Origin of the sequence: Hallerella porci (assembly GCF_003148885.1) — a bacterium.
GTDB lineage: Bacteria > Fibrobacterota > Fibrobacteria > Fibrobacterales > Fibrobacteraceae > Hallerella > Hallerella porci.
In genome coordinates, this window is sequence record NZ_QGHD01000044.1 from 1 (window position 1) to 11453 (window position 11453).

7 protein-coding genes, 1 tRNA gene and 1 pseudogene are annotated in these 11453 nt (G+C 45.6%); 5 read left to right on the forward strand and 4 right to left on the reverse strand.

Translation table 11 applies throughout. The features are described from left to right. The 3 genes from B0H50_RS12430 to B0H50_RS12440 form a co-directional block, all read left to right on the forward strand. Positions 1–1153 (forward strand): ATP-binding protein (locus B0H50_RS12430; RefSeq protein WP_233244825.1); only part of this gene is annotated, 1153 nt, incomplete at its 5' end. Between the two features lie 66 nt (positions 1154–1219). Beyond that, on the forward strand, positions 1220–3541 hold the full coding sequence (sppA, locus tag B0H50_RS12435; RefSeq protein ID WP_106198963.1) for a signal peptide peptidase SppA: 2322 nt from the start codon (positions 1220–1222) through the stop codon (positions 3539–3541). 28 nt (positions 3542–3569) lie between these two features. Beyond that, positions 3570–3640 (forward strand) — tRNA-Gln (locus B0H50_RS12440). A 52-nt stretch (positions 3641–3692) separates the two neighbouring features. Here the strand turns inward: B0H50_RS12440 and B0H50_RS13930 are convergent. Genes B0H50_RS13930 through B0H50_RS12455 form a run of 3 tightly spaced genes read right to left on the reverse strand, consistent with a single transcriptional unit; the run spans position 3693 to position 7059 of the window. After that, a complete protein-coding gene (locus tag B0H50_RS13930; protein ID WP_106198964.1) occupies positions 3693–3890 on the reverse strand; it encodes a FeoB-associated Cys-rich membrane protein in 198 nt (65 codons plus the stop codon). Between the two features lie 3 nt (positions 3891–3893). Then, positions 3894–6239 carry a ferrous iron transport protein B gene (gene feoB / locus B0H50_RS12450; protein WP_106198965.1) on the reverse strand — a complete coding sequence of 782 codons (2346 nt, stop codon included), beginning with the start codon at positions 6237–6239 and terminating at the stop codon, positions 3894–3896. 40 nt (positions 6240–6279) lie between these two features. Then, positions 6280–7059, reverse strand: a complete 780-nt coding sequence (locus B0H50_RS12455) for a biotin--[acetyl-CoA-carboxylase] ligase (RefSeq protein ID WP_109587875.1) — start codon at positions 7057–7059, stop codon at positions 6280–6282. A gap of 144 nt (positions 7060–7203) precedes the next feature. On the opposite strand from B0H50_RS12455, the gene B0H50_RS12460 reads away from it, so the two are divergent. After that, positions 7204–9774, forward strand: a complete 2571-nt coding sequence (locus B0H50_RS12460; protein WP_109587876.1) for an efflux RND transporter permease subunit — start codon at positions 7204–7206, stop codon at positions 9772–9774. Positions 9775–9850: 76 nt separating this feature from the next. Then, positions 9851–11143 (forward strand): serine/threonine transporter SstT, encoded by a 1293-nt coding sequence (sstT, locus tag B0H50_RS12465; protein WP_106198968.1) that lies wholly within the window; start codon positions 9851–9853, stop codon positions 11141–11143. A gap of 127 nt (positions 11144–11270) precedes the next feature. On the opposite strand, the pseudogene B0H50_RS13400 reads toward sstT, so the two are convergent. Continuing rightward, positions 11271–11453, reverse strand: a pseudogene (locus tag B0H50_RS13400) (hypothetical protein); the annotation flags it as partial.

Here is an 11453-nt window from a genome sequence, read left to right on the forward strand (position 1 = left end):
TGGTAATTACAAGGTAAAAACAAAACGGGCAGGTTCTTCGTCTGAGGAGCCTGCCATTTTTATTTTTGGCTATATTTTTTACCGGACACTAATAAAAAACAATAAAGAACTTTTAGATTCCAATCGCAAAAAAGCAAAAATTGCCGCAGAACATCTTTTGTCTCTTTTAAGCGATACACTTGAAGTTGTAAAACTCGAAGATAATCGAGTCACTTTGTCGCACGAATCCTTTGACCTTTTGCCGTTAATTAAAACGGTTACCATCATGGCAGAAATTAAAGCGGTTGAATTTTCGGTGACGATTCAAGATAAGTCAAATTACGATGTTTTTAAAAACATCATTTTTTACGGAAGTCCATTACACGTTCGCCAAATTTTACTAAACATTATCGATAACGCAATTAAATACAATAAGAAAAATGGAAAGGTGAGTCTTTTCACCGAATTGATTTCGAAAAAGAAAAATATCGCTCTTGTGCGCTTTACAATTCAGGACACAGGCATTGGCATGAGCGAAGAATTTTTGAAACATATTTTTGAGCCGTTCAGCCAAGAACACAGCGATGCGCGAAGCGTTTTCAAAGGCACGGGACTTGGCATGTCGATTGTGAATGCGTTAATCGATAAAATGCACGGCGAATTAGAAATTCAAAGCGAAGAAAATCAAGGCAGTCAATTTATTATCACGATTCCATTTGAAGTGACCGAAGGAAATTTGAACACAAAAATTGAAAATCCCGAGGACAATGAATTGAAACAAAATATTTCGGGAGTGAAAATTTTGCTCGTCGAAGACAATGAACTCAATCGCGAAATTGCCGAGACGCTTTTGCAAGAATGCGGTGCAATTATCACCAGCGCGGAAAACGGAAAAATCGCAGTCGATCAATTTAAAGAAAATGAAGCGCATACTTTTGATTTGATTTTGATGGATTTAATGATGCCCGTGATGAATGGAATTGATGCGGCAAAAGAAATTCGGAAAATGAATAAAGCCGACGCAAAAACAATTCCGATTGTCGCTTTAAGCGCAAACGCTTATGAAGAAAATGTCGAAGAATCCAAGCGCGCGGGCATGAATGCGCACATTGCAAAGCCTTTTAAAATTGAAGAATTGGTGAAAGTCATTAGTCAGTTAGTCATGAAAAATTAGGAGAGAAAAGTTGAGAAAGTGGCGTAGCGAAACTTTCTCATTTTTCAAATTTCTAATTTTTGTTTGATGAAATTTTCAACTTTAATCGGTGTATTTGCGGCTTCGGCTTTGGCTTATTTGCCAGGGGAATGGAGCTTTCCTTCGATTCCGAATTCGAACGGATTATTTGGAAACCCAGCGGGACTTTCGGCGTTTGATTCGCCGGGCGGCGTTCTCAATTTTGGCCGCGATAAAGATGATGTTTACGAATTTTCGGCGGGATTTAACGGCGATTATTTGGGCGCAACATTCAGCTATCATTCGGATTATGATGATGTCGACGAATCGCGTTGGAATTTAATCGCATCGCTTCCGATGCTCGATCGTTTTGCGTTCCTCGGATTTTCGGCGGGAGCATTTCGCAGTTCGGATTTTCATGGGACAGATTTTTCGGCGACGCCTGGCATTTTAATTCGTCCTTTTCAATGGCTTGCTCTTGGATTTGATAGTAAACATGCGGTGCAATTTGGGCCCGAGAAGCAGCGTCGCATTCAAGAATACGGCGCAACTCTTCGCGTATTTGACGGGCTCTCGGTCAGTTATGCGGGCGAAAATAAAGAAACGCATCGTTTACTTGTCGAAGCGAATTTAGGATTCCTCGATTTAGGCGTGCAAATTCCTATTCACGGCGATGACGAATATCGCGTCTTTGCGTCGCACGCTTTCGGACGCTCGTTCCAAGGAACTCTTGCGATTGATGATGATTGGAAGCCGCGCCATTTTTCGGTGGGCTATCACAGCGCGAAACTCGCCGACCCTTATGTGCTTTCGCGCGTTGTCCGCGTTCCGCTTTCTCTTCCGCTTACAGAAACCGAACCCGGATTTTCGCTTTTTGGTCGCAGTTCGATGAGCATTGAATCGCTGCGGGAACATTTTGATTTGCTTCTCGCCGATAAAAGTGCTCAGTTAATCATTTTTGATTTTACAGGTTACAAAGCGGGCACGGCAATTTCCAAAGAAATTGAACGCGGCATCGCAAAATTGAATTTGCAAGGGCGCACAACGATTGCGTATTTAGATGAATTGCGCCCGACAACTCTTCTCGCATCGAGTGCCGCAACGCGGATTGTTCTTGAGCCCTCGGCGCGCGTCAATTACCGCGGAGTTGGCGGCGAAGTTCTCTATTATAAAGGCTTCTTTGATTGGGTCGGAATCAAAGTGGAACTTTTGCGGCATGGCGCATACAAGTCGGCGGTAGAACCTTACACCGCAGATTCGATGAGTGCCGAAGCCCGCGAAAATTATACGCAGCTTTACACAGAATGGTGGAATACATTAACCGCGGATTCTCGGATGCGCATCTCGACGACATTACCGCTCGATTCTCTTTTGGAACATCCGAGTTTACTTGCGAAAGATGCAAAGCGCGTAGGACTTGTCGATACTCTTCTTTACCTCGATGAAGTCGCCCCTTATGCGCTCAAAACCATTTACGGTTTGGACGCTCCGTTTGTCAATGTTTCGGATTATGCGCCGCGGGCAGGTGTCCGCATCTTTGATGAAGATTGGCGTCCTCGTTCAAAAATTGCATTGCTCAATATCGAAGGTTCAATCGTCGATGGCGTCGGCGGTTATGATCCGCTGACCGGTTCGCGGAGCACAGGCTCGGCAGAAGTTTTAGAAGCACTCGGCAAGTTGATGAAGTCTCCGGAATATTCCGCGCTTATCGTGCGCATTAACAGTCCCGGCGGTTCTGCGCAAGCGTCGGATGAAATTTGGCACAGACTGCATACGATTTCGCAAACGAGAATGCCGGTGGTAGCGAGCATCGGCGACATGGGCGCAAGCGGCGGTTATATGATTGCGTGCGGCGCCAATGAAATTATCGCAGAAAAAGCGAGCATCGTCGGAAGCATCGGAATCTTTGGCGGAAAAGTCAGCGTCAAAGGACTTTTGGATAAATTGAAACTTCGCATGGAGCCGGTGAAAACGCATCCGCATGCCGATGCCGAAGGACAAGGCCGAGAATTTTCGCCCGAAGAACGCGAAGCGCTTCAAAATTATTTGGACGCATTTTACGATCGCTTCTTGGATGTTGTCACCGGAGCCACGCAACTTCCGAAAGATTCTCTCGATCGGAGTTTAGCGGGCGGTCGCGTTTTTACGGGAAGTCAAGGTGTGAAAAATGGATTGATTCATCGAATCGGCGGTTTAGATGCAGCGATTTCCGAAGCGAAACGTTTTGCGGGGATTCCCGAAAGTCGTCCGGTGCAATTAGAATCGTTACTTTCGGACGGATCTTACCTTTCGCGCAGTCTTTCGGATCAAATTCGTTTGCTCGATTGGGTCAATTCGGTTGAAAAAACGCAAGTCTGGGCTCTTTTTGTTTCGCCACCCTTGCCGTTTTAGGAAAATTTTATAAATTTGTCGCAAACACTGAGCTATGGTGTAATGGTAGCACAACAGATTCTGAATCTGTTTGTCTAGGTTCGAATCCTGGTAGCTCAATAAGGATAGGCGGTTCTTCGGAATCCGCCTTTCTTATTTTAAAATGCGATAATTATTTTTGCGAAAATTTTGAAGAAAATGAATTCGGGGAATTGCTAGGAAAAGTTTTGCATTTTGAAGAGTTGCATCCTCGGCAAAGTTTACAGTTTCCGCAGCATTTGCCGTTTTTTTTATCGCGGAAGATTTTCCGCAGGGCGAAGAAAACCGCAGCGCTTACCAAAACGAGAATGCAAATGTCCCAAAAATTCATCGGTTAAAAGCCGCAAAGCGAAAGTAAAATTTTGACCGCAAAGGCGGCGAGCCACGCGACTGCGCATTGAAAACCGACGACGAAAAGCGCATACTTTTTTCCGAGTTCGCGCTTGACTGCGGTAATGGCTGCGACGCAAGGCGTATAAAGTAAGCAGAAAACGAGGAGAGTAATTGCGCCAAGGCTTGTAATCGCTGCGTTCACATCGTCGGCAAATAAAATTTGCAAAGTCGATACGACGGATTCCTTCGCCATAAAACCGCTGATGAGCGCTGTGCAAATGCGCCAATCCGCAAGTCCTAAGGGAGCAAATAATGGAGAAATCCAACCGGCAATGAGTGCGAGAATGCTGTCTTTCGAATTTTCGACCATATTCAAATGCAAATCAAAACTTTGTAAAAACCAGACGATAATGGTTGCGATTAAAATAATGCTGAAGGCGCGCTCTAAAAAGTCTTTCGCTTTTTCCCACAAAAGTTGGCACACATTTTTTGCTGCAGGAAGGCGATAATTCGGCAGTTCCATGACGAATGGCACAGGCTCGCCGCGGAAAAGAGTTTTGCGGTAAAAGAGTGCGATGACAATGCCGAGAAAAATGCCGAACAAATAAAGCGCCGACATAATGAGGCCGCCGCGTCCGGGGAAGAATGCGCTCACAAAGAAAGCGTAAATCGGAAGCTTCGCAGAGCAACTCATAAAGGGCGTGAGAAGAATTGTCATTTTACGGTCGCGGGCACTCGGAAGAGTGCGCGTGGACATGACCGCGGGAACGGTGCAGCCGAAGCCGATGAGCATCGGGACAATGCTTCTGCCCGAAAGTCCGATTTTCCGCAAAAGTTTATCCATGAAAAAGGCAACGCGGGCGACGTAACCGCTATCTTCTAAGAGAGAAAGGAAGAAGAATAAAACGACGATGACCGGGAGGAAGCTGAGAATCGTTCCGACTCCTGAAAAGATACCGTCTACGACTAAGCTTTGAATGGTTGCGTTCACGCCGAGAGAAGAAAGCCCTGCGCTTGTCAATTCGGTGAGCTTGTCAATTCCCGCAGCGAGTAAATTTTGAAGGAATGCGCCGATGACATTAAAAGTCAAATAAAAAACCACAATCATGATGGCGATGAAGCACGGAATCGCGGTAAATTTCCCGGTGAGTATTTTATCAATGCGGCGGCTGCGAATGCTTTCTTTGCTTTCTCGGGGCTTAACAACAGTTTGCTCGCACACTTTTTGAATAAAGTCAAAACGCATATCTGCGATGGCTGCGCTGCGGTCGAGTCCGCGTTCTTTTTCCATTTGCCCGGTGATGTGCTCGAGCATTTCCGTTTCGTTCTGATCCAATTTTAATTGCGAAAGAATCAGTTCATCGCCTTCGATGATTTTACTTGCGGCAAATCGCACCGGAAGCCCTGCGCGTTCGGCGTGGTCTTCGATTAAATGGATGACGGCGTGCAGTGAACGGTGCACAGCACCTTGGTGATCATTCTTGTCGCAGAAATCTTGTCTGCGCGGGCGTTCTTGGTTCTGCGCAATGTGAATGGCGTGGGTAATGAGTTCGTCGACGCCTTGATTGTGAATCGCAGAAATGGGAATCACGGGAACGCCGAGCATCGCTTCCATTCCGTTAATATCAATGGATCCGCCGTTTCCTGTGACTTCGTCCATCATATTGAGCGCAACGACTGTCGGAATATTCATTTCCAAAATTTGCATCGTCAAATACAAATTGCGTTCAATATTCGAAGCGTCGATAATGTTGATAATGCCTTGTGGCTTTTCTTGTAAAACAAAATTCCGCGAAACGATTTCTTCGCTCGTATAAGGTGACATCGAATAGATGCCTGGGAGATCGGTGACGGTCGCGTGCGAAAATCCGCGGATAACGCCTTCTTTTTTATCGACGGTAACGCCTGGGAAATTTCCGACGTGTTGATTCCCGCCGGTGAGTTTATTAAAGAGAGTTGTCTTACCGCAGTTTTGATTTCCGACGAGCGCAAAATGGAGTGGAGTTCCCGCGGGAAGTGGCGACGCTTCTTTTTCGGAATGGTAAATGCCTTCTTCGCCGAGCCCCGGATGCGCAGATTCTTTAATTTCGCTAATGTGTTTGTGCGAATTTGTTCGCTCGGCAATCGGTTCGACTTCGATGCGGGCGGCGTCCATTAAACGGAGGGTGAGTTCGTAACCGTGAATTTCGAGTTCCATCGGATCGCCCATCGGAGCGAATTTGGTGATGGTAACTTCGGCGCCGGGGATGACGCCCATATCTAAAAAGTGTTGCCTTAATGCGCCTTTGCCCCCGACTGTGCGGATAACGGCGCTTTGACCGACTTTGAGTTTACGCAAAGATTGCATGCGCCAAATATAGCTAGAAACGCTTGGCCAAAGCGGGAAATTAAATTTCCAAATCGCCTGTGTAGCGTGAGATAATTTCGCCGTCTTTTTTGCAAAAGAGCAAACTGCCGTCTTCGTTAATGTCTAAAATTGTCCCTTCGATGACCGCGTTTCCTTCGACGATTTTGGCCGCGTTGCCGATGAATTGATCCATTTTTCGCCATTCGTCAATCCACGGGCGAATGCCTTCTTTTTGGGTGAGCGCAAAAGATTCTTTGAGCTTTTGAAGAACTTTTTGTAAAAGCGCTTCGCGGTTAATGCGTTTTCCGAGAAGAAGCATTAAACTTGTGACAGGTCGGTTGATTTCTTGAAAGTCGGATTCGTCGGCGTTGACATCGATGCCGATGCCGATGGTGAGAAATTTTTCACCGTCTTTCGTCAAAATTTCGGAAACCATGCCGCAGACTTTTTTCTTGTCGCAGAGAATATCATTCGGCCATTTGACGCTTGCATTCACACCGAGTTCGCGGAAAATTTGCGCAATCGAAATCGCGGTAATTTGCATAAGCTGCGGATATTCTTTGGGCGCAAAACCTGTTAACGGGTAAAGAATGTTGAAGTAAAGATTTTTCCCCGCAGGCGAAAGCCAAACGCGTTCATGTCTTCCGCGGCCACTTGATTGGGAATCGGCGACGATAACATCGCCCGCTTGTAATTCTTGCAAATGTTCTTTGCTATAGCGATGCGTGCTGTCGAGTTTCGGAAAAAGTAAAGCCGGCTTGCCCGAGAAACCGCAAACTTGCCAACTTTCAAAAGGAGATTCAGGAGAAAAGAGAAACATAATATGAAATTAGAAATTAGGAATGAAAAATGAGTGCGCAAAGCGAGCAAATGGGAAACTCATTCACTTCTTTTGTTCTTCATTTTTGGCGTTTCATCGGGTTTAAGTGTGCCGTTAATGCGGATTTATCTATCTTTATAATCTATGAAAAAGTCGTTGATTGAAAAATTTTCAGCGTGGTACATTCCGCTGATTTGCAAGCACAAATATAAAGCGCTGCTTTTTTACATCCTCCTCGCCCTCGTTTTTGCCTTTCCGATTCTCGTTTATCCCGGGCTGAAATTAGACGCTGATTTGGCGCATCTTCTCCCTGAAAAAACGCCGAGCGTTATCGCGCTCAACGAATCTTACGAACGCTTTGGCAGTACCGATCGCTTTATGATTGCGATTCAAAGCGAAAATGTAGAACTCGTCGCCGCATTGCAAGATTCCATCGCCGATTACATTCACAAAAATTGGCAGGGCGATTTCGTTTCGACGCAAGTGGATAACGAAAATCAATTCTTCAAAGATAACGCGCTTCTTTACCTTCCGATGAAACACTTGGAAGCGCTCCGTGACAATTTAGAAGATGTGCAGCAAGAAATTGGGCGCAAAAATGGTCCGCTCGTCGTCGACTTGTTAGGTGCGCCCGCCGAGAAAAAAGAACGCATTTGGTTTGACGCAAATATTCCGCAAGAACTCGGTCTCCCCGATGCAGCGCTTAGCGCCTTTGATTCGTTCTTCAAAAAGAAAGATTCGACGCAGACCGAAAAATCTTCGGAATGGAATCCGAAATCGACGATTCCCGCGCATTTAAAAACGCGATTAATCGGAAGTCCGCAGCCCGATAGCACCGGCAAAATTCTTTACAACGGCGTTGTCAATGCAAAACTTTTGAAGCCTTCGACGGATTACGAATTTGTGACCCGCATTCTCGCCAAAACCGATACGCTTTTACAGCATTTCAATAGTCAGAAATATCCTGTTCCGACGCGCTTCACGGTTGAAGGCACTTACGAAGGATTGAAAGAAGTCGATGATGTTGCAAACGATAGCATCTTCTCGTTTGGCATTAGCCTTGTCCTGATTTTCCTCCTCACGATGTTCTTCTTCCGCAGCGTTAAAGGTCCGATCCTCGTTACCGGCTCCGTGCTTTACGCTTGCCTTCCGACCTTAGCGTTCACCGCGCTTTTCTACGGGAAATTCAATCCGTTTACGGTTTTCGTCGCTTCGATTATTTTGGGAATCGGCATCGATTATTCCATTCATATTTTGGGAACAGCGCAAAAACTTTTGCACAAATATGCGACATTAGAAGAAGTACTCGAAAATGCGCAGAGTAAAATGATTAAGCCGTTTATTCTCGCAAGCTTTACGACGATTGCTGCGTTCTTAACTCTTCTCGCTTCGAGTTTCCGCGGATTTTATGAATTCGGTATTGTCGCTTCGACCGGCGTTCTTTTCAGTATGCTGACTTCGGTTTTAGTACTTCCGGTTTTTGTAAAATGCATGGGCGGAATTCCTGCGGCTCCGCAAAATTCCTTGCTTCCGAAATCTTGGAGCGAAGAAAAAATTGCGAAGACATTTAAAATCGCTGCGATTATCGGTTTTATCATCGGTGCATTTTCGCTTTACTATTCGCAATATGTGGACTTTGAACACAATTTGAAAAATCTGCGCCGCGTTTCAACCGAAAAAACGCAGAAGAAGAATAAAATTTCGACGAAGGTAACGCGCGAATCCAATAAAGCGGTTTCTTCGACGCCGGCAGCGGTGATGGGCTCTAAGCCAGAACAACTCGACAAACTTTACGATACGCTGATGGTGCGTTTACTCGTCGAAAAAGATTCGATGCTCGGCAGTTTTTTAACTCTCAAAAGTTTTGTGCCGCCGCAGGATTCGCAGGAACAGCGCTTGGAAATTATCGAAGAAATTCGCGACCTTGCAAATGCTCGAGTCTTTGACCGCGCCACGGGAGATGATTCGGTCAACATTGCAAATCTTCGCAAACTCTCGCAAGTCGAAAAAACATTTACCGCTGAAGATATTCCCGAATGGACTCTTGATTTTCTCCGCGAAAAAGATGGCTCTTATGGAAAAATCGGATTCATCTACGGCGACTTCCCGAGTTGGGATGCGAAAGCGTTGCACGCTTTCCAAGAACGCTATGGCCATTGGAATTTTGATGGCGAAAATTTGCGCACATTCTCTTCGCAATTCATCTTGTCCGATGTGATTGAATCGGTGAAAGCGGATAGTTTCAAACTCGCGGGCGCAATTATCGTCGTCATCATTTTGACACTCGCGATTTCTTTCCGCAAGCCGAAATTGTTCATCACCGGAAGTATTTCCTTTGGCATGGGTTTCCTTATTACGATGGGAATTCTCGGCTTCTTAACGCACACTCTCGACTTTGGAAAAATCAGCATTTACAATGTGATTGTGATTCCGATGACTCTCGGTATCGGCATTGATGCAACGATTCATTTTATCTCGGCGTGGACTGCGGATAAAAATTTAACGCTTCGCGGATTGTTGGATACGACGGGTCGTAATGTGATGGCGAGCTCAACGACAACGATTGCGGGCTTTGTCGGATTCCTCTTTACGACGCATCGCGGCTTGCAAGGCATCGGACATTTAGCGTGCATAGGCATTGCTATTTTCCTCGTTACAAGCATCGTGTTCTCGATGGGATTCTGCGGAACACTTCTCAAGAAAAAAGGCGAATAAGCGTCGCATTTTTTTAACGGAACATTCAAAATGAAAAGCGGATGCGAGTCCGCTTTTTTGATTTTATTTTTGCAAAATGAAAAAATTTACCGAGAAATTTTTCAAAATAAAATTATATTTTCTGCGTTTTTCAACCGAGAATTCTGATGAAAAAATCTTTGATATTTGGAATGGCTTAAGCTTGGTCATTCGCATTTTGTGCGGACTCATTGTTGGCGCTCTTCTTGGAATTTTTGTGCCGCAGGCGACGGGAGTTGCCATTTTGGGCGATGCGTTCGTCGGCGCTCTTAAAGCGATTGCTCCGCTTCTCGTTTTCTTTCTTCTCATTGCTTCGGTTTCAAATGAAAGACAATCGCAGAAACGCATTATCCGGAAAGTGCTAGTTCTCTATTTGCTTTGCACATTTTCTGCGGCGCTTGTCGGTGTCCTTGCGAGTAAACTTTTCCCGATTACATTAACTTTGACTGTGCCCGCTGCGCATATGGCTGCACCCGAAGGCATTGCACAAGTTTTGCGCACGCTATTCTCGAATATGGTCGCCAATCCGATTCACAGTTTGGCGAACGGCAATTACATCGGCATTTTAATTTGGGGAATTCTCATCGGCGTCGCATTGCGAAACGCAAATGATCACACGAAAAAAGTGCTCAACGATATTTCGTCGGGGCTTTCTAAAGTCGTCACGTGGATTATTAAACTCGCACCGTTTGGCATTATGGGACTTGTCTTCTCGTCGGTTTCCGAAAGCGGATTAGAAATTTTCTCGGAATACGGAAGATTGCTTTTGGTTCTCGTCGGCTCGATGCTTTTTGTTTATTTCGTTGTGAATCCAATTTTTGTTTTTTGGTGCATTCGCCAAAATCCGTATCCGTTGATTATAAAGTGTATCAAGAAGAGTGCGGTGACTGCATTTTTCACGCGCAGTTCTGCGGCAAATATTCCGGTGAATATGAAAGCGTGCGAAGAATTTGGCTTGGACAAAGACACTTATTCGGTGACAATTCCTCTCGGGGCGACGATTAACATGGACGGCGCTGCGGTCACGATTACGGTGATGTCGCTCGCTGCGGTGCATACTCTCGGCATTCAAATCGATATTTTGAGCGCACTCGTCCTCGGCATTTTGGCGACGGTCGCCGCATGCGGCGCTTCGGGGGTTGCGGGCGGTTCACTTCTTTTAATTCCGATGGCGTGCTCGCTTTTTGGCATTCCTAACGAAGTCGCAATGCAAGTGGTGGGAATCGGATTTATCATCGGCGTCGTGCAAGATTCCGTTGAAACCGCACTCAATTCTTCCACGGATTTATTGCTTTCGGCAAGCGCAGAATTTCGGCAATGGCGCCGCATCGGAAAAGAAATTAAATTCTAAAAAAATCGCAAAAAATGCATCACTTAAAACGCTTCGCTTTGGCGGTGCGTTTTTCTGTTTATGCAAAAGATATTCACGAAAAAGAAAAGCCCCGAAGGTTGTGTGCAACTTTCGGGGGCGTTTTTTTTTACAGTGCTTTGATTTCGTCAATTGAGAGACCGGTGACTTCGGCAATCGTTTCAACGGAAATGCCTTTTTTTAAGAATCCTTTGGCGAGGGAATACTTTTCTTCTGCGCGACCTTTGGCTTCACCTTTTCCTTCTGCGGCATTGACCATCGCCACGACGCGTTGTGCGCGGATGTATTCAAT

Coding starts and splice junctions, on each gene's coding strand:
- B0H50_RS12460 (WP_109587876.1), top strand. CDS start 7,204: ATGAAAAAGTCGTTGATTGAAAAATTTTCAGCGTGGTACATTCCGCTG.
- sstT (WP_106198968.1), top strand. CDS start 9,851: ATGAAAAAATTTACCGAGAAATTTTTCAAAATAAAATTATATTTTCTG.
- B0H50_RS12455 (WP_109587875.1), bottom strand. CDS start 7,059: ATGTTTCTCTTTTCTCCTGAATCTCCTTTTGAAAGTTGGCAAGTTTGC.
- feoB (WP_106198965.1), bottom strand. CDS start 6,239: ATGCAATCTTTGCGTAAACTCAAAGTCGGTCAAAGCGCCGTTATCCGC.
- sppA (WP_106198963.1), top strand. CDS start 1,220: ATGAAATTTTCAACTTTAATCGGTGTATTTGCGGCTTCGGCTTTGGCT.
- B0H50_RS13930 (WP_106198964.1), bottom strand. CDS start 3,890: ATGAATTTTTGGGACATTTGCATTCTCGTTTTGGTAAGCGCTGCGGTT.